The organism is Amorphoplanes friuliensis DSM 7358 (assembly GCF_000494755.1).
Classification (GTDB): domain Bacteria; phylum Actinomycetota; class Actinomycetes; order Mycobacteriales; family Micromonosporaceae; genus Actinoplanes; species Actinoplanes friuliensis.
On the sequence record NC_022657.1, the window covers coordinates 8,973,588 to 8,992,280 of the forward strand.

The window sequence follows — 18,693 nt, forward strand, 5'->3', positions numbered from 1 at the left end:
CTGGCGCCGTACAGGACTCTGGAAGTCATCCTCGGGTATGACGGTCTCGGGCACGACGCCCGGCCGGACGGCCGCCGCTAGGGTCGGATCCGTGCTGATCCGACCTGTTCCCACGCTGCGGTGGGCGCTCGACGTCCTCCTCGCGGAGGCGGTCGGCGTCCTCTGCTGGTATGCCGCCTCCGAGTCTCCGCTGCCGCCCGCCGGCGGGGTGCACGAGCCCGCCTGGGTCACGGTCCTGGTCGGGGTGACCCTCGGTGCGCCCCTTGCGGTGCGCCGGATCTGGCCGGTCGTGGTCGCGGTGGTGGTGCTGGTGTCGGCCGGCGTCTGGCTCTCCTTGGGCGTGGTTCCCGATTACGCCTCCACCGGCCCGCTGGCCGCCGCGGGCATCACCGTCTACACCGTCGCCGTGAGCGTCTCCGGTCGCCGCAGCTATGTCGTGCTTGTCGGCTCGATCGCCACCGCGACGGCCGGGATGCTGATCGCCGGCAACTCCAAGGCCGGTCCTGGTCGCGCCGAGGTGGCATTTGTCGTCGTCGCGCTGGGTGCCTGCTGGCTGGTCGGCTGGACGTTGCGCGAACGGCGCGCGAGTGTGGCCCAGGCAACCTCACAAGCGACCGCCCAGGCGGTCATTGACGAACGCCTCCGCATCGCCCGCGAGATTCACGACATCGTCGGGCACAGCCTGACCGTCATCGCTGTCAAAGCCTCCATCGGCAGCCATGTGGCCGAGCAACGTCCGGAAGAGGCGTCGGCGGCTCTGCGGGTGATCGCGTCGACCAGCCGCGGCGCTCTGACCGAGTTGCGCCGCGCAGTCGGAGCTCTGCGCACGGAGGCAGACTTCGCGCCACCGCCCACGCTGGAAGAGCTGTCGCGACTCGCCGAGCGCGCCGCCGAGGCCGGTGTCCAGGTCGACCTGACCATTCAGAACGGTGGGACCGTGCCCGACGGGATTGCGCTCGCAGCAGTACGCATCGTGCAGGAGTCGCTGACCAATGTGGTCAAACACGTGGGCCCGACCACGTGCCGTATCAAGATTCGCGGCGGACCGGGCGAGTTGCAGATCGAGGTGGCCAACGACGGTCCTCCGGCCCGCTCCCAGACCGTCGACGGTGCCGGTCTGACCGGCATGCGCGAGCGCGTCGCGTTGCACCACGGCAGTCTGACCGCCGGCCCTCGCGCCGAGGGTGGGTTCGCTGTCTCAGCCACGCTGCCCTACGAGCAGACAGCATGAGTGCTCACACCGAAGACCCGATCCGGGTGCTGATCGCCGACGACCAGCCTCTGCTGCGGGCGAGCTTCCGGCTGCTGATCGACCTGACCCCGGATCTGGTGGTGGTCGGAGAAGCGGGCACGGGAGCGGAGGCGGTCGCCGCAGCCGAGCGCGACCACCCCGACGTTGTCCTCATGGACATCCGCATGCCGGACCTCGACGGCATCGAGGCGACCCGGCTGATCTGCACCTCGCCGACAACAGCGGCTACGAAGGTTCTGATTCTGACGACGTTCGACATCGATGAGTACGTCTTCCAGGCGCTGCGCGCCGGCGCCGGTGGTTTCCTGCTCAAGGATGTCGAGCCCGACGATCTGCTTGCGGCGATCCGGACCGTCGCCGCGGGCGAGGCTCTCCTGGCGCCCGCGGTCACCCGGCGGCTGATCGCCCACTTCGTCGGCCGGCCGGAGCCGGTCGCCCGGCCTCTGGGCTCTCTCGACGGTGTCACCGACCGCGAGCTAGAGGTGCTGTCGCTGGTCGGCCAGGGCCTGTCCAACGCCGAGATCACCGGCCGTCTCGGGCTGAGTCTGGCCACGGTCAAGACGCACGTCAGCCGGTTGCTGGCCAAGCTGCACGCTCGTGACCGCGCGCAGTTGGTGATCGTCGCCTACGAGACCGGTCTGGTGGCGCTCAAACAGCCGAAGGGAGTGGGACGTGAGACGGGAAAGCTCGCCGGGCCGTCAGGACCGTCAGACCGGCCACGAGGGTGAGCACGGCGGCGATGACCGGCAGCCAGGCCAGCATCTCGGCCCGGACAAACCGTTCACCGAGCAGCGCGCCTCCGCCGATGCCGATCTGGAAGGCGACCACGTAGACCGCCGAGGCGGCGTCACGGGCGTCGGGTGCTACGCGCAGGATCGCGGCTTGGAGGATCACGGGGATCGCGGTGAAGGTGCCGCCCCAGGCCAGCGCGGCCAGCACGGTCGGTGCCGTGCCCAGCACCGGGATCAGCAACGCCAGCGAGACGACCATGATGCCGATCAGCATGGTGAGCAACGTCCGGGGCTTGCGGTCGACAAAACGGCTGACGATCCAGTTGCCGAGCAGGCCCGCGGCGCCGTAGCCGAGCAGCAGAGCGCTCAGGCCGATGCCTTCCAGGCCGCCGTCACGGCGTACCAGGGGGGCGATGTAGGTGTAGGCCGCGAAGTGTCCGATCACGAGCACCGCCGTGATCAGGCAGACCGCCGCGACCGGGCCCGAGCGGATGATCTGCACCGAGGCCTTGAGTTGCGCACCCGCCCGGACGGCCAGATCCCGCGGCAGTGCCGGCAGTTTCGGGAGCACGATCATCAGCGCCGCCACGCAGGCCGCGCCGAGGACGGCGAGGACGGCCAGGGCGACCCGCCAGCCCAGCCATTGGCCGAGGGCGGTGCCGAGCGGCACCCCGAGCACGATCGCCAGTGAGTTGCCGAGGAAGACCAGTGCCGTGGCTCGTCCGGCCCGGTCCGGTGGCACGAGACGGGCGGCCACCGGGGCGATCGTGGACCAGAACACGCCGTGTGCCACCGCACAGATCAGACGCGACAGAGTGAGGATGAGGAAGGTTGGCGCAAAAGCGGCGATGAGCTGGGAGATTGCAAATATCGCCACGGTCGCGGCGATGAGCAGATGCCGCGGGATCCGCATGGTGAGCGCGGTCAGCGGGATGGTGGTCAGCGCCGCCACGACGGCGTAGCTGGTCAGCAACAGCCCGACGTCTGCCTCGCTGACCGACAGACCGTCGGCGATCTGCGGGAGCAGCCCGACCGGGATGGTCTCCGCGGTGACGTAGACGAAGCAGGAAGCGCCGAGGACAACGAGGGCGCCGCGGTGGTTCTGGTTCACCACAAGACAATAAGCTCTGGCAAAGAGTAAAAGAAGGGGGATCGCTGTGACGACGCGCGCAACCGAGCTGCTGCGGGTGGTTCACGCCCGGCCCGGTGTCACCCGGGCCGACGCGGCCCGGCTGATCGGTGTCGGCACCGGCGCCACCACCGAGCTGGTCGGCCGGCTGGGACAGGCCGAGCTGCTGGCCGAGGGACCGACGGCACCGAGCGGAGCCCGGGGACGCCCGACGACCGCCCTGATCCCCCATCCGCGCGGACCGCTGATCGCCGCCGCCTCGATCACCCATGAGGCCTGGCGCGTCGACGTGGTCGAGCTGGGCGGCAGCATCCTCGCCACCGCCGGCGAGGAGCTCGCGGGCCGGAGCGGCGACGAGGTGGTCGCGGCGCTGGGTGCGGCCGTGCACCGCCTGCGCATCGAGTACCGCGACCGGATCCGTGGCATCGGCATCTCGGTGCCGGGCACGGTCTCCCGCGACCTGATGCTGGATGCGAGCCAGCTGGGCTGGCAGGACGTCGACCTGGCCGTGGCCTGGCCCCGCGCGGAGATCTTCGTGGCGGGCAACGACGCTACCCTGGCCGCCTCGGCCGAGTCCCGGCGCGGGATCGCCGTCGGCGCGGCGGTGGCGCTGCACCTGCGCATCGAGGCGGGCCTCGGCGGCGCGGTCGTGGACGGCGGCCGGGTGCTGATCGGCGCGCTGGGCGCGTCCGGCGAGTTCGGCCACATGCCGTTCGGCGACCCGGCCGTCCGCTGCCCGTGCGGCGCGTTCGGCTGCTGGGGCACCGCAGTGGACGGTTCGGCCCTGGCCCGCCTGCTCGGCCACGAGACACCCCCGGACCCCGTCACGTACGCGCGGCGCATCATCACCGACCCGAACCCCGAGCCGGCGGCCGCGGCGGCAACCGTGGCCACCGCCCTGGGCCGGGGCATCGCGGGCCTGGTCAACGGCCTGGACGCCGACCTGGTGACCCTCGGCGGGCTGGGCGTCGATCTGCTGGCCGCCGCACCCGCCCAGCTCCTGGCGGCCTACGAGGCCGGCCTGATGAGTTTCCGCCGCGCAACACCCCCACCGGTCCTACCGGCCCTGCTGGGCGACAACGGCCCGATCGTCGGCGCAGCCGAGGAGGCCTGGACGGCCCTGCTGGCCCGCCTGACCTGAGGCGAAGGCGGCCGGGGCCAGGGCCGTGCCCGGGGCCGGGGGCCGGGGCCGTGCCCGGGCCGGGGCCAGGGCCGGGGCCGGGGCCGTGCCGAGGGCGGGCCGGGGCCGTGCCGGGGCCGGGACCGGGACCAGGCCGGGGCCAGAGCCAGAGCCGGGGCCAGGGCCAGGGCCAGGGCCGGGGCCAGAGCCGGGGCCAGGGCCAGGGCCAGGGCCGGGGCCGGGGCCGGGGCCGGGGCCAGGGCCAGGGCCAGGGCCAGGGCCAGGGCCAGGGCCAGAGCCGGGGCCAGAGCCGGGGCCAGAGCCGGGGCCAGAGCCGGGGCCGGGACCAGGCCGGGGCCGGGAGGGTCAGAGGGCGGCGATAACGACCGGGTCCGTTGTGTAGAACTCCGACGTGCCCGGCCGCACGCGCTGGATCGCCACGTATCCGTCGGTCAGTTGCCAGCCGTCGGGCTGCCACGCCTCGACCCGCTCGTTCGCCACGAAAAGCGGGAACGTCGCCCGTGCAGCACCCGTCGCGGCGTCCAGTACGACCAGCTGGTTGCCGGCGAGCAGCACCACCTTGCCCGCGCGAACGCCCAGGACCTGCGCTGTTCCCGCCCACCGCCACACCTCACGTCCCGCACGCGAAGCGATCACGGCACCACCCGACACCGTCAGCGCAAGATCACCGGCAACGGCGGAGCCGGGAGCCGGGACAGGCCGTCGGCCACCGGTCAGCCACACCTGTCCGGACGCGTCCCGCAGCCCGGCGCACGCCGAGCGCGCCACGTCGCAACTCATCGCGGTCGACGGCCCGGCCGGCCAGCCGCGCACCTCGTTACCCGAGATCACGTCCCACGCGCCGGCGCCGCACACGTACCGGCCACCGGCGGTCACGAAGCCGTCCGTGCAGCCCGGCGGCAGGGTGGTCGACCAGCGCTCCCGGCCGTCCTCCACCGCCCGGGCGGTCACCTGCTTGCCGTCGCTGACCAGCACACTTGTCCCGGCGACGTGCATTCCGGCGGGCGCCCACACCGCCGCCGACCCGGTGCGTCCGGCAAAACCGTCGGCCGGAGGACCGTCGGCCCGCCAGACCACTTTCCCGGTGCGCCCGTCGAGCGCCACCAGCCGCCCGTCCGACCATCGGCTGACCACCGTGGTGCCGACGGCGACCACCCCCGCCAGCCGGGCGGGCCAGCGCCGGTACGACCACAGCGGCGTGTACATCGTCTTCGCCTCGACCGGCGCATCGGCCTTGACCAGCCGCGTACCGGCGTAGACCCGGATCCGCCCGTCGACGATCAGCGGCGCCATCGTTGTTTTCCCGGTGACTCCCGCCGGGAGCGTCACGGCGACCGGGTAGGGCTCGACGGCCTCTTCGATCACCTCGGCCGGCGCCAGCACCCGCCACCCGATCAGTCCCGCGGCGGCGAGCACGAGGAGCGCGGCGAGGGCACGGGGAAGGGTCACCCAGCGACGATAGGTCAGGCGGCAGCGGCGAGGTCGTCCAGGTCACGCCGGAGGGCGCCCTCGACCGTACGCGCGGCGAGCCCGCCGAAGACCAGGGCCAGGAACCGGCCCGCCGGGGCTGTGGGGCTGCCGTCCTGCACGACCGTGACCATCGTGCCGCCGCGGTGCCGGCCCTCGATGATGGGGACGAAGGTGTAGGTCATGCGGTATTCGGCGCCGATCCCGGGGGAAGCCACGACGAAGCGTTCGGGGATCGCGCACTCCTCGACGTGGAACTCCTCGGTGATCTCACCGCCGTCGGCCATCGTGCGGGTCTCCCGCCAGACCGTGCCCGCGCGGAACGGCCCGGAGGTGAGCATCTCGACCTCGGTGACCGTCGACAGCCAGGCGCACCGGCTGGGCAGGTCGGTGAAGACACGCCACACGGCAGCGACCGGTGCCTCGACCAGCCGTGTCACTGCGACCGTGGACATAGCGTGACCTCCCGCCTACAAGGTACGGGGAGTTGTCCGTCAGCGACAGACGGTTCCGGTTACCGCGCCGAGCCCGATCGGGGCGCCGTCCGTTCCGGGCGCGGTGGCGCCGATCGTGACGGTGTCGCCGTCCTGGAGGAAGCCTCGCGTGGAGCCGTCGTCGAGCTTGACCGGCTCGGTGCCGTTCCAGGTGAGTTCGAGGAACGAGCCGGCCTCGCCGCGGGTAGTCCCGGAGACCGTCCCGGAGGCGTAGAGGTCGCCGGTGCGGACGCTGGCGCCGTTGACGGTCAGGTGGGCGAGTTGCTGGGCGGGTGTCCAGTACATCTGGGCGAACGGCGGGGTGCTGACCTCGGTGCCGTTCCACTCGACGGACAGGGACAGGTCGAGTCCGTTGCCGGGCGGGGTGAGATAGCCGGCCGGGACGGGGTCCTGAGCCACGGGCGGCACAAACGCGCCGGTCAGGGCCTCGAGGGGAACGACCCACGGCGACACGGAGGTGGCGAACGACTTGGCCAGGAAGGGCCCGAGCGGCTGATATTCGAAGGCCTGGATGTCGCGGGCCGACCAGTCGTTGACCAGGACGACCCCGAAGACGTGGTCGGCGAAATCCTCGGTGCTGATGCGGCGGCCGGGAACGCCGACGACAAAGCCGACCTCGGCCTCGACGTCGAGGCGTTCGGTCGGGCCGAAAACACCGGGTCCGAGCTGGCCCGAGGGTCGCTCGACGGGCGTACCCGAGACGACGACCGTGGCGGAGCGGCCGTGGTAGCCGATCGGCAGGTGTTTCCAGTTGGGCTGGAGGCCGGGCCGTTCCGGGCGCAGGATCCGGCCGACGTTCGTCGCGTGGTGCTCGGACGAGTAGAAGTCGGTGTAGTCGGCCACGTCGAACGGCAGGTGCAGCTCGACCTCGGTCAGCGGGATCGCGGGCAGCGTCGGGGCCAGCTCGACGATCCGGGCGCGGATCGCCGTCCACTGCGGACGCCCGAGCGCCATCAGCACATTGAGCGAAGAACGGCACAGCGCACCACCGGCCAGGATCAATTCCGACGATTCGGCCGCGGACAGGTCGAGCACGGCGTCACCCAGCCGTACGCCGATGCGCCGCACCCCGTCGGGCCTGCTGAAGACGGCGTAGGGGAGGTTGCGCAGGTCGAAGAGGGTCACTCGTAGCCGCCGTTGATCAGGCCGAGACGGATCAGCTCCGTCAGCGGCTCCAGCACGTTGCCTGCACCGAACCCCACCCACAGCGGCCGCGGCTGGTCCCGCCGGGAGCGCACCGGCTCGACCAGCGGCACCGGGTGTGTCGCGCCGAGCGCCTCGGCCACCTCGGCCACCTCACCGCCCTCGGCCGCCACCGCCGACCCGACCAGGACGTTCAGGAAGCCATGGTGGGTGAATCCAGTCTCGGGGTCGGTGTGCCGCAGCGCGTGGCGGATCCCGGCGGCGAGCTTGAACGGCAGGTCGCGGTCCCGGCAGGCGCAGATGACCGCGGCCAGCTCGACAGGCGTCGGGAACAGCTCCGCAGCGAGCCCGCCGACCCGGAACTTCGGCGCGATCCGCAGCCCGTCGGCCCGCAGTCCGGCCACGGTGTCGAGCCCGGCCAGCAGACCCCAGCTCAGCGGGATCTCGGCGTACACGTCGAGGTCGGTCTGGTCCGCGGCCAGCTCGCGCAGGGCTGCCAGGCCGGGCTGCGGGTCCTCACCGCGGCGGGCGACGGCCGCTTCGACCTGGCCCACGACGGCGCCGGCGGCCCTGAGCTTGGCGACCACGGCCGGCAGGGCGCTGATCGCGGCGTCGTTCACGACGCCGACGGCCAGGCCACGCGGAGACAGATCAAGATCAACCAACGACGAGGGTACGAGCAGAGCGCCGACGAGAGGCTCGTACCAGGAGTCGCGGTGCTTGGCGTGCGCCTCGAGGACCTCGCGGAACCCGACGATGCCCGGCGGCAGCAGGGACGCGTCATCGACGAGTCCTGCAAACAGCGGCGGCACCAGCGTTGACACGAATACTGAACCTAATGGACGCTTCGAGAGCCGGACAACACCGTCCGTAATGTCAGTTTTCTAGGGGTGGTGGCAACGATGCCGTACTACCGCAGCATCGGGGAGATCCCTCGTAAGCGGCACACCCAGTTCCGCCGTCCGGACGGCGGACTCTACGCGGAGGAGTTGATGGGCCAGGAGGGCTTCTCCTCCGACTCTTCCCTGCTTTATCACCGGTACGCCCCCACGGCGATCTCCGCGGCCGAGGTCTACGAACCACCGGCCTTCGCCCGGGCGCCGAACCTGCCGTTGAAGCCGCGGCACCTGCGCACCCACAAGCTCGACGCCGGCCCGGGTGACGCCGTGCTGGGCCGCCGGCCGCTGCTGGCCAACGCCGACGTCCGCATCGGGTACGTGGTCGCGGACCGGCCGTCGCCGCTCTACCGGGACGCGGTCGGCGACGAGTGCCTTTACGTCGAGGACGGCTCGGCGACCGTCGAGACGACCTTCGGGTCGCTGCGGGTCGGTGCCGGCGACTACGTGATCATTCCGACCTCGGTGGTCCACCGGATCGTCCCGGACGGCCAGGTCCGGATGCTGACCATCGAGGCGAACGGCCACATCGGCCCGCCCAAGCGCTATCTGTCGGTGCGCGGTCAGTTCCTCGAGCACTCCCCGTACTGCGAGCGCGACGTTCGCGGCCCGGACGCGCCGCTGCAGGCCGAGGGTGAGGACGTCGAGGTCTACGTCAAGCATCGGGCGGGCTGGACCCGGCATGTCTACGCGCACCACCCGTTCGACGTCGTCGGCTGGGACGGCTGCCTCTACCCGTGGGCGTTCTCGGTGCACGACTTCGAACCGATCACCGGACGCGTCCACCAGCCGCCGCCGGTGCACCAGACGTTCGAGGGCCCCAACTTCGTGGTCTGCTCGTTCGTGCCCCGCAAGGTCGACTACCACCCGCTGGCGATCCCGGTGCCCTACAACCACCACAACGTCGACTCCGACGAGATGATGTTCTACACCGGCGGCAACTACGAGGCCCGCCGCGGCTCCGGCATCGAGCAGGGCTCGATCTCCCTGCACCCGTCCGGCTTCACGCACGGCCCCCAGCCCGGAGCCGTCGAACGAGCCATCGGCGCCGAGTCCTTCGACGAACTCGCCGTCATGGTCGACACCTTCCGCCCGCTCGACCTCTGCGACGCCGCCCTTTCCGTCGAAGACACCGCATACGCCTGGACCTGGAACAGGTAAGGGAAAAGGGCGGGGAGCTTGTGGCTCCCCGCCCTCTCTTCCCCGGACGGCTGGATCAGCCGATGTGGTACGAGTCTCCGTAGATGGAGAAGTCGAGCGGTGTGTTCATGTCGAGGTTGCCGTTGCGGAGGAAGACGCGCTGGGCGGTGTCGATGCGGGTGACGTCGTCGTGTGCGGCTTCCTTCTTCATCTCGATGACACGCTCGTCGAGGAACGCGTTCAGCCAGGTGGTCTCGTTGCCACCCTGCGACGGGGGCTTGGCCCGCTGCAGCGCCCGGCTGCGAATCGAGCGCATGCCCTCGTAACCGTGGACGACCGAGGCGTCGTAGTAGGCGAACTGGCCCAGGGCGCGGACGCCGTCGGACTTGCCGTCACGCACCGACGGGTTGAAGTAGACGCGGTCACGCTCGGATTCCTGCGCGGCCTGGAAGACCGGGTCGGCGGCGGCCGTCTTCCAGTCCCGGGTGTAGTTCGGGTCGAGGCCCGCGTGGGAGTCGCTGTTGTTGACGTTGCGCAGCGCCGGCAGGTACTTCGCCAGCACGTTGCCGGGCTTGGTCGCCGTGTACGCCTGGACCAGCTCCAGCATGTCGCCGGTGCCGGAGCAGAAGCCGATGATGCCGGCGGTGTACCCGCGCCCGTCGCCGATGTCCTCGATGTAGGAGAACTGCGCCCGCCAGTTCAGCGACGAGTTCTCGGCGGCCGAGACGATCTGCATCGCCACGTCCTTCTTCGCCGGGTTGTCGAGGTTGACACCACCGGACGGCGGGGCGGTCGTCGTCGGTGACGTGGTCGGTGTGGTGCCGCCGCCGGGCAGCGTCCACTTCTGGTTGGCGCCGGTGCCGCAGCTCCAGATCTGGAGCTGGTTGCCGTTGGCCGAGCTGTTGCCGGTCGCGTCGAGACACTTGCCGGAGCCCGTGTTGACCAGCGTGCCGTTGGACGGCGTCCACTTCTGTGCGGCCGTACCATTGCAGTCGTAGATCTGGATCTTGGTGCCGTTGGCCGTGCCGGCCGCGGCGACGTCGAGGCACTTGCCCAGCGCCTTGATCGAGTTGTCGGTGTTGCCCACGGTCCAATTCTGGGCGCCCGTGCTGTTGCAGTCGTAGAGCTGCACCGCTGTGCCGTTCGCGCTGCTGGCGGCGGCGATGTCGACACACTTGCCACCGAGGCCCTTGATCGGACCGGCCGTCGCGGCGCTCGCCGGCATCAGGCCGTACGCGACGGCTGCGGCGGGAACCAGTACACCGCCGAGCGCGTACGCGATGGTTCTCTTGCGGAGTCGGGGGATGGTCATGGCGCTCCTCGAGTGGGGGTGAGGCGGGTGGGCGCACAGGGTGAAGCCATCGATGACGGACGTTGGGGGTTCCGTCGCCGAGGCGATGAGTGGTCACGCTAGGTCAGTTAAAGTGATTTATCAATAGCCGTCGATTGATCCCGAAATGATCACTACGGCGGGGTTTGACCAGCGCTCGGACCGGCGGCTTGTTGCACGCGGGGAACGGAGCGCGACGAAGTATTGACAGCGCAGCGGAGCGGACCTAGGTTCCAGCTAATTGTTAGCTGGTTTGCCAATTGCTCGAGGGGGCTCGGTGCCGAGACTGGCCGGATCGTCCAAGTTGCTGCGCGCCATGAACGAGAGCGCTGCGCTCGCCCACCTGCTCGAGCCGGGCATGCTCACCCGGGCCGATCTGCGCAAGCTCACCGAGCTGTCCACGCCGACCATTTCCGAGGTGCTGCGCCGGCTCACCGACGCGGGCCTGGTGAACGTCGTCGGTTACAACAGCGGCCGCCCGGGGCCGAACGCGGAGATCTACGCGGCCAACCCGGATGCAGCGTACGCCGCCGCGGTGTCCGTCCGCGACATCGGCGCCAGTGGTGCCCCTTCGGTCGTCGCCGCACTGTGCGACCTCACGGGAGCGGTGCGGGCGCGCGTCGAGTCACGGGTCGACTTCCTGCAGACCGATCCGAAGACGGCACTGGTCGACGTGGTGGCCGCGCTGCGTACCGAGGCGGGCGTCCCGGCCGAGCGCATCAGCCACGTGCAGATCGGTGTGGCCGGCTCGTACGACAGCAAGGCCGAGACGATCCGCCACGTCGACGTGCACGGCTTCGGACGGCCCGGACTGGTCCCCGAGATCGCGGAGGCGCTCGGCACCCACGTCGGTGTCGACAACGACGTCAACCTGGCCGCGGTGGCCGAGCGCCGCCGCGGTGTGGGCCGTGACGCCGACGGTTTTGCCCTGCTCTGGCTGGGCCAGGAGGGTCTCGGTCTGGCCATCGACATCGGCGGCACGCTGATGCGCGGCGCCCGCGGCGGCGCCGGTGAGATCGGCTACATGCCGCTCTACGCACCGGATTCCACTCACCGCAAGGTCGACCTGCAGGACCTGGTCGGCGGTGCGGCCATAGTCGCGCTCGCGCAGGATCACGGCGTCACCGGCCGCACCCCGCACGAGATCGTCCTCGCTGCCGCAGCCGATCCGGACGCGGCCGGGGAGTTCATCACCCAACTGGCCGACCGCATCTCGGTCGGTCTCGCCGCCGTCATCGCCGTGCTCGACCCGTCGCTCGTCGTCCTCGCGGGCCCGGTCGCGCAGGCCGGCGGGCAGACCCTGCTCGCCGCGGTCACCAGCGCCCTGCGCCGGGCCGCCCCGCTGGAGAGCACCATCGCCGTCACCACGATCGACGACGACGCCGTGCTGCTCGGCGCGCTGGACGCCGGGCTGACCGCCGTCCGCGAGGCCCTCATCGCCTCGATCCGCGACAACCAAGCCTGATCCCCCTGCTGCACCGCCTCTGAGAGGACACCTCCCGTGAACAAGCGGATACCCCATGCCCAAAAATCGTTGATCGCCGCCGCTGCCGCCCTGCTGCTCACCGCCGCCTGCACCCCCGCTCCCAAGGAACAGAAGATCGCCGACCCGGGTACGCAGGTGTCCGGCACGGTCGAGTTGTGGCACTTCTTCACCGAGCGCGAGGCCGCCGCGATCGACACGGTGATCAAGGACTTCACCAGCACGCACCCGAACATCAAGGTGACGGTGAAGGCGGGGCAGGACGACTCGAAGATGACGCAGGCGATCGGCGCCGGCAACGGTCCCGACATCGGCCTGTCGTACTCGACGGACATCGTCGGCAAGTTCTGCTCGTCCGGCGCGTGGGTCGACCTGGCGCCGTACATCAAGCGGGACAACGTGGACCTGAACCGCCTCAACGCCACGACCCGGTCGTACACGGAGTTCGACGGGAAGCGCTGCGCGATGCCGTTCCTCGCGGACGCGTACGGGATCTTCTACAACAAGGACCTGTTCGCCAAGGCCGGGATCGCGGGGCCGCCGAAGACGCTCGACGAGCTGACCGAGGACGCCAAGAAGCTCACGGTCAAGAACCCGGACGGTTCGCTCAAGACCGTCGGCTTCCTGCCGCTCTTCGACTTCTACGAGAACGCGGCCGCGCACATGGCTCCCGCGGTCGGCGCCAAGTGGCTGACCCCGGACGGCAAGTCGGCCGTCGGCACCGACCCGGCCTGGAAGACCCTGATGACCTGGCAGAAGAACCTGGTCGACTGGTACGGATACGACAACCTCAAGAAGTTCCGGTCGAGCCTGGGTGAGGAGTTCAGCGCCGACAACGCGTTCCAGAGGGGCCAGGTGGCGATCAACATCGACGCCGAGTACCGGCTGGCGTTCATGAAGGACCAGGCGCCGGGCGTGAAGTACGGTGTTGCGCCGATCCCGACCGCCGACCCGGCGAAGTACGGCGGGGGTTACGTCACCGGCAACATCATGGGCATCTCGAAGAACGCCAAGAACCCCGAGGCGGCCTGGGAGCTCATCAAATACCTGACGACCGACGACAAGACGATCGTCAAGCTGGCCAACTCGCTGAAGAACGTGCCGACCACCACGGGTTCGTTCAGCGACCCGGGTCTGCAGGTCGAGCCCGAGTTCAAGGTGTTCATGGACATCTTCGCCAACCCGAACTCGCTGACCTCGCCGCCGGCCGCGTCGGGTCCCGCGTACCAGGAGACCTTCGGAACTTTTGTCACGAAGTGGCAGTCCGGTGACATCAAGGATCTGGACGCCGGTCTGACCGACGCCGACAAGCAGATCAACAGCGTGATGACGCTGGGCGGCTGACCGTGCGGCTGCGCCGGACGCTGACCACGTGGTCCTTCCTCGCCCCCGCGCTGATCGGCATCGTGGTCTTCTTCCTGTACCCGCTGATCTCCGCCGTGTACTTCTCCTTCACGAAGTTCGACCTGCTGACCGTGCCGCAGTGGGTCGGGCTCGACAACTACCGGCGGATGGCCGACGACCCGCTGCTGATGCAGTCGATCCGCAACACCCTGTGGATGGTCGCGGTCTTCGTGCCGGTACGCATCATCAGCGCGATCGGCCTGTCGATGCTGTTGTCGCAGTTCCAGCGGGGGGCGAGCTTCTTCCGGACGATCTTCTATCTGCCGGCGCTCGCCCCACCGGTGGCAGCCACCATCGCGTTCGTCTACCTGCTCAAGCCCGGCACCGGTCCGGTCAACACGTTCCTCGACCACATCGGCATCGAGGGCCCGCTCTGGTTCAACTCGCCGGAGTGGTCGAAGCCGTCGCTGGTGCTGCTCGGCCTCTGGGGCATCGGCGACCTGATGATCATCTTCCTGGCCGGTGTGCTGGGTGTCCCGGTCAGCCTGTACGAGGCGGCCAGCCTCGACGGCGCCAACGCCTGGCACCGCTTCCGCTACGTGACCCTGCCGACGATCCGTCCGGTGATCCTCTTCGCGGCGGTCACCGGCGTCATCTACACGCTCCAATACTTCGACCAGGCGGCGGTCGCCGGCTCGGTGGCCAGCGGGCAGGCCGTGACCGGCGGCGGCATCTCGTCGTCGTTCGGCTACCCGGAAGGCTCCACGTTCACCTATCCGCTGTGGCTCTACACGGTCGGGTTCCGCTACAACGCGCTCGGTTACGCCAACGCGATGGCGATCGCGCTGTTCGTGGTCGCCTTCGCCGTGACGGTCATCCTGCTGCGCCGGGCCAAGGCCTTCTCCGGGGAGGAACAATGACCGCCGTTCTCGAGCGTCCCGCGCCGGCGGTGTCCCCGGACGTCCGCCGGGCCCGCCGCCAGGTGCGGCTCGCCTGGATCGCCAAGCACAGCATCGCCATCGCACTGTCCATCATGTTCATCGCGCCGGTGGTCTACCTGCTCCTGCTCTCGGTGATGACCAGCGACCAGGCCCTGACCAGCGACTACTGGCCCAACACGTGGCACTTCGAGAACTACGTCCGCGTCTTCGAGGTCACCCCGCTGCCGCGTTATCTGCTCAACACCGTCATCTACGCGGTCTCGGCGACCGTGCTGATGCTGCTGTCGAGCGTGCCGGCCGCGTACGCGCTGGCCAAGCTCAAGTTCCGCGGCCGCAACGTCATGTTCCTGACGATCATCTGCGTCATGATGCTGCCGCCGCAGGTGGTGACGGTCCCGCTCTACCTGATGTGGGCCCGGTACGGCCTCACCGGCTCGCTCGCCCCGCTGATCATCCCTATGCTCTTCGGCGACGCGTTCTGCATCTTCCTGATGCGGCAGTTCCTGCTCACGATCCCGTCGGAATACCTCGACGCCGCCCGCGTCGACGGCTGCGGCGAGTGGAAAACACTGCTGCGGGTCGTGCTGCCGATGGCCCGCCCGGGCATCGCGGCCGCCGCCCTGTTCCAGTTCTTCTACGCCTGGAACGACTACTACGGGCCGCTGCTCTACACGAGCGAGAACGAGAACTCGTGGACGCTGTCCCTCGGTCTCGCCTCGTTCCACGGTGTCCATCACGTCGACTGGAACCTCGTCACCGCCGCCACGGTGCTGGCCATGGTCCCGATCGTCGTCGTGTTCTTCTTCGCCCAGAAGGCATTTGTCCAGGGCGTCACACTCACGGGGGTCAAAGGGTGAAGATCGCTGTTGTCGGCGGCGGGTCGACGTACACGCCGGAGCTGGTGGACGGGTTCGCCCGGCTGGGTTCCATGGTGTCGGAGCTGGTGCTGATCGATCCCGCGCAGGAACGCCTCGACATCGTCGGCGCCTTCTCCGCCCGGATCTTCCAGCACTACGGGCACCCCGGGAAGGTCACCTGGACGACCGACCTCGACGCCGGGGTCACCGACGCCGACGTGGCCGTGATCCAGTTGCGGGTCGGCGGGCAGACGGCCCGGATCAGCGACGAGACCTTCCCGCTGGACTGCGGCTGCGTCGGCCAGGAGACCACCGGGGCCGGCGGGCTGGCGAAGGCCCTGCGTACGGTCCCGGTGGTGCTCGACGTGGCCGCGCGCGTCCGCGCCCGCGCCAAGCCGGACGCGTGGATCGTGGACTTCACCAACCCCGTCGGCATCGTCACGCGTGCGCTGCTCGACGAGGGCCACAAGGCGGTCGGGCTGTGCAACGTGGCGATCGGCTTCCAGCGCCGCTTCGCCCGGATGCTCGACGTCGAGCCGTCGGCGGTGGTCCTCGACCACGTCGGGCTCAACCACCTGACCTGGGAACGGGCCGCCTATGTGGACGGTGTCGACCGCCTGCCCGCGCTGATCGAGAACCATCTCGCCGAGCTCGCCGCCGAGGTGGATCTCGACCCGGAGGTGCTGACGGCCCTCGGCAACGTCCCGTCGTACTACCTGAGCTACTTCTACGCCCACGATCGCCACGTCCGCGACTCGCAGGGTGCACAGACCCGTGGGCAGCGTGTCGCGGAGATCGAGGCCACGTTGCTCGAGATGTACCGCGATCCCGCCCTGACCGAAAAACCGGCCCTCCTCGGCGAACGTGGCGGCGCCTACTACTCCGAGGCGGCCGTCGGCCTGATCGCCGCCCTGCACGGACTCGACCCGGACGGTGTCCACTCGGTCAACGTCCGCAACAACGGCACGCTGCCCTTCCTGGCCGACCACGCGGTCATCGAGGTCTCCGCCCGGGCCGGCCTGAGCGGTCCCACGCCCCTCCCGGTCAACCCCCTGGCTCCCGACCTGGCCGGTCTGGTCGCGCACGTCTCCGGGTACGAGGAACTGGCGCTGGGCGCGGCGGTCCGCGGCGGCCGCCACCGGGTCTACCGGGCCCTGCTGGCGCACCCCCTGATCGGCCAGCACGACTATGCGGACGCCCTGACCGACAAGCTGCTCGCCGCCGGTGCGCAGCACCTGGCATGGGCGCGATGAGAGCGCTCTTCCTGGCCGTCGACGGCGGCAATTCCAAAACAGACGTCATTCTCGGTACGACGGAAGGCGAGGTCCTGGGCTTCGTCCGCGGCCCGACGAGCTCACCCCACAACATCGGTCTGCCCGGCACCATCTCGGTCCTGCACACCCTGATCACCGCCGTACGCGCCGACGCCGGCCTGCCCGCGAGCACGGGGATCGACGTGGTCGCGGCGTACCTGGCCGGCGCCGACCTGCCCGTCGAGGTGCAACGGCTGCACCAGGCCATCGACGGTCAGTCCTGGGCCGCCAGGACCATCGTGGACAACGACTGCTTCGCCCTGCTGCGCGCGGGCACCTCACTGCCCGACGCGGTCGCTGTCGTGTGCGGCGCCGGCAACAACTGCGCAGGCCGTACGGCCGACGGCCGCACCGCCCGCTTCGTCGCGCTGGGACCGATCTCCGGTGACTGGGGTGGCGGCCACGACCTGGCCGAGCACACATTGCGGCTCGCAGCCCGCGGCGAGGACGGCCGCGGTGATCCCACCGCACTGTCAGCCGCGGTGGCCGGCCACTTCGGCTGCCCCACGGTGGAGGACGTCAGCATCGCCCTGCACCTGGGCGACCTCGACTTGGTCCGCGTCCGCGAGCTCACCCCGCTGCTCTTCGAGGTGGCAGCCACGGGCGACCCGGTGGCCTCCGGACTGATCAGCCGCCAGGTCGACGAGATCCTGGGCCAGCACCGCGTTGCGGCCACCCGGCTGGACCTGCTCGACTCCCGCCACGCCCTGGTCCTGGGTGGTGGTGTCCTCCGGGCCCGGCACCCGCAGCTGCACGATCAGATCGTTGCGGGAGCCCGGGCCCAGGCACCCCTCGTGGAGATCAGCGTCCTCGACACCCCACCGGCCGTCGGTGCGGCCCTGCTGGCCCTGGACGCCCTCGGCCTGACCGAGGGCGCCGAACGACACCTTCGCGCGGCACTCGCCGCCGCCGAACCGGCCCCGGCGATACCGCTCACCGTCACGACCGCTGCGTGAGGACCACCAGCTCGGCCACCGCCGCGACCACCATCGCGAGGATCAGCGGGACAACACCGCCGATCAGTGCAAAGCCGAGCAGTCCGAGCGGAGCCACGGCGGTCGCGTAACAGGCGAAGGAGAGCCGGCGCGGGAGCCGGCGCAGGGCGGCGGCCACCGGCTCGTGCAGGGACCGGGACAGCCAGACGCCGAGGGCCACGAGCACCACCACACCGATGACGCCGGCCCACATGCGGGCCACACCCGAACTGGCCAGCGTCATCACCGCGGCGAGAACGGCAGCGATCAGCACGCCGTTGCTGCCGTAGAGGACGGCCTGCCGGAAGGTCTCGACGGTCGAGGCCGAGCGGTCCAGCACCGACCGGGCCGGGCGGCTCACGTCGGCGACCGGTGTTGGCGGTGCCACCGGCTCGGGCACCTGGATCTCCGCGTCGGCCAGGTTCTCCAGGGCCAGCGCCCAGCGCCGCCGCTCCAGCCGGACAACACCGACATCACGCTGGGCATCGGCGATCGCGGAGTCGAGGTCGAGGGCCTCGCCGTAGGCACGCTGCGCCAGCTCGAAAAGCCGCAGCCGGGCGGCGACAACGGCCAGCACCAGGTGCGCCTCGGCGTCGGCGGGTGTCAGCCGTACACCGGCCCAGGCGGCGTTGAGCGCGTCCTGGCCGTTGCGGGACTCGCTGAGCAGAGCGGCGCCGGTCCGTTGCGCGTACGCGTCCTCGGGCCAGGTGGTCAGGATCGAATGCGCCACCTGGGCCGCTTCCGAATAGCGCCGGTCGTCCGAGAGGGCCATCGCGCGGACCACCAGGGGACCGATCGTCCCCGGCGCGGCCGCCACGGCCCGGTCGGCGGCCGCAAGCGCATCGACCGGCTGCTCGGCGATCACGTGGACGCGAGCCAGTGTGCTCAGCAGTCCCGGCTCGTCCGGCGCGACGGCCAGACCGGCCGCGATCTCACCCACCGCCTCGTCGTAGCGGCCGAGATCAGCCATCAGGAGGGCCCGCTGCCGGTACTCCTCGGGGGTCGTCTCCGGCTCGGACTGTGAGGTGGGCTCAGTCGACACCCGTCGAGCGTAGGTC

17 protein-coding genes are annotated in these 18,693 nt (G+C 70.4%); 10 read left to right on the forward strand and 7 right to left on the reverse strand.

Annotation, left to right across the window (positions count from 1 at the left end):
- The first annotated feature begins 91 nt into the window (after nt 1-91).
- Nucleotides 92-1,231, forward strand: coding sequence for a sensor histidine kinase (locus AFR_RS41385; RefSeq protein WP_041843391.1), 1,140 nt, complete (start codon nt 92-94; stop codon nt 1,229-1,231).
- A complete protein-coding gene (locus AFR_RS41390; protein ID WP_052359588.1) occupies nt 1,228-1,980 on the forward strand; it encodes a response regulator in 753 nt (250 codons plus the stop codon). The genes AFR_RS41385 and AFR_RS41390 overlap by 4 nt, the downstream gene beginning before the upstream one ends.
- Here AFR_RS41390 and AFR_RS41395 read toward each other — a convergent pair.
- Nucleotides 1,901-3,094: an MFS transporter gene (locus AFR_RS41395; protein ID WP_052359919.1), complete on the reverse strand. Its 1,194-nt coding sequence runs from the start codon at nt 3,092-3,094 to the stop codon at nt 1,901-1,903. The two genes, AFR_RS41390 and AFR_RS41395, sit on opposite strands and share 80 nt — an antisense overlap.
- Before the next feature lie 46 nt (nt 3,095-3,140).
- Between AFR_RS41395 and AFR_RS41400 the strand changes: the two genes are divergently transcribed.
- On the forward strand, nt 3,141-4,253 hold the full coding sequence (locus AFR_RS41400) for an ROK family protein (RefSeq protein ID WP_023562825.1): 1,113 nt from the start codon (nt 3,141-3,143) through the stop codon (nt 4,251-4,253).
- Nucleotides 4,254-4,598: 345 nt separating this feature from the next.
- Here the strand turns inward: AFR_RS41400 and AFR_RS41410 are convergent, their stop codons facing one another.
- From AFR_RS41410 to AFR_RS41425, 4 genes are read right to left on the reverse strand one after another with little or no spacing between them, the layout of a single operon-like run.
- Nucleotides 4,599-5,702 (reverse strand): outer membrane protein assembly factor BamB family protein, encoded by a 1,104-nt coding sequence (locus AFR_RS41410; protein WP_023562826.1) that lies wholly within the window; start codon nt 5,700-5,702, stop codon nt 4,599-4,601.
- 14 nt (nt 5,703-5,716) lie between these two features.
- Complete coding sequence (locus tag AFR_RS41415; RefSeq protein ID WP_023562827.1) at nt 5,717-6,175, reverse strand: SRPBCC family protein; 459 nt, start codon at nt 6,173-6,175, stop codon at nt 5,717-5,719.
- Nucleotides 6,176-6,214: 39 nt separating this feature from the next.
- On the reverse strand, nt 6,215-7,339 hold the full coding sequence (gene fahA / locus AFR_RS41420; protein WP_023562828.1) for a fumarylacetoacetase: 1,125 nt from the start codon (nt 7,337-7,339) through the stop codon (nt 6,215-6,217).
- Nucleotides 7,336-8,181 (reverse strand): hypothetical protein, encoded by an 846-nt coding sequence (locus AFR_RS41425; protein WP_023562829.1) that lies wholly within the window; start codon nt 8,179-8,181, stop codon nt 7,336-7,338. The genes fahA and AFR_RS41425 overlap by 4 nt, the downstream gene beginning before the upstream one ends.
- Nucleotides 8,182-8,259: 78 nt before the next feature.
- Between AFR_RS41425 and AFR_RS41430 the strand changes: the two genes are divergently transcribed.
- Nucleotides 8,260-9,414 carry a homogentisate 1,2-dioxygenase gene (locus AFR_RS41430; RefSeq protein ID WP_023562830.1) on the forward strand — a complete coding sequence of 385 codons (1,155 nt, stop codon included), beginning with the start codon at nt 8,260-8,262 and terminating at the stop codon, nt 9,412-9,414.
- Nucleotides 9,415-9,469: 55 nt separating this feature from the next.
- Here AFR_RS41430 and AFR_RS48555 read toward each other — a convergent pair whose 3' ends face one another.
- Nucleotides 9,470-10,705, reverse strand: coding sequence for a chitosanase (locus AFR_RS48555; RefSeq protein ID WP_023562831.1), 1,236 nt, complete (start codon nt 10,703-10,705; stop codon nt 9,470-9,472).
- A gap of 295 nt (nt 10,706-11,000) precedes the next feature.
- Here AFR_RS48555 and AFR_RS41440 point away from each other — a divergent pair, with 295 nt between their 5' ends.
- The 6 genes from AFR_RS41440 to AFR_RS41465 are packed head-to-tail and all read left to right on the forward strand — an operon-like array spanning nt 11,001 to nt 17,617.
- Nucleotides 11,001-12,188, forward strand: coding sequence for an ROK family transcriptional regulator (locus AFR_RS41440; protein WP_041841554.1), 1,188 nt, complete (start codon nt 11,001-11,003; stop codon nt 12,186-12,188).
- 36 nt (nt 12,189-12,224) lie between these two features.
- Nucleotides 12,225-13,550: an ABC transporter substrate-binding protein gene (locus AFR_RS41445; protein ID WP_041841555.1), complete on the forward strand. Its 1,326-nt coding sequence runs from the start codon at nt 12,225-12,227 to the stop codon at nt 13,548-13,550.
- A 2-nt stretch (nt 13,551-13,552) separates the two neighbouring features.
- Nucleotides 13,553-14,470, forward strand: coding sequence for a carbohydrate ABC transporter permease (locus AFR_RS41450; protein ID WP_023562834.1), 918 nt, complete (start codon nt 13,553-13,555; stop codon nt 14,468-14,470).
- Nucleotides 14,467-15,348 carry a carbohydrate ABC transporter permease gene (locus tag AFR_RS41455; protein WP_023562835.1) on the forward strand — a complete coding sequence of 294 codons (882 nt, stop codon included), beginning with the start codon at nt 14,467-14,469 and terminating at the stop codon, nt 15,346-15,348. Before AFR_RS41450 ends, AFR_RS41455 begins: the two co-directional genes overlap by 4 nt.
- On the forward strand, nt 15,345-16,601 hold the full coding sequence (locus tag AFR_RS41460) for a family 4 glycosyl hydrolase (RefSeq protein WP_023562836.1): 1,257 nt from the start codon (nt 15,345-15,347) through the stop codon (nt 16,599-16,601). Before AFR_RS41455 ends, AFR_RS41460 begins: the two co-directional genes overlap by 4 nt.
- Entirely contained in the window at nt 16,598-17,617 is a 1,020-nt protein-coding gene (locus AFR_RS41465) for an N-acetylglucosamine kinase (protein ID WP_238547201.1), read from the forward strand. Before AFR_RS41460 ends, AFR_RS41465 begins: the two co-directional genes overlap by 4 nt.
- Here AFR_RS41465 and AFR_RS41470 read toward each other — a convergent pair.
- Entirely contained in the window at nt 17,601-18,677 is a 1,077-nt protein-coding gene (locus AFR_RS41470) for a tetratricopeptide repeat protein (protein WP_023562838.1), read from the reverse strand. The two genes, AFR_RS41465 and AFR_RS41470, sit on opposite strands and share 17 nt — an antisense overlap.
- Nucleotides 18,678-18,693: the final 16 nt, after the last annotated feature.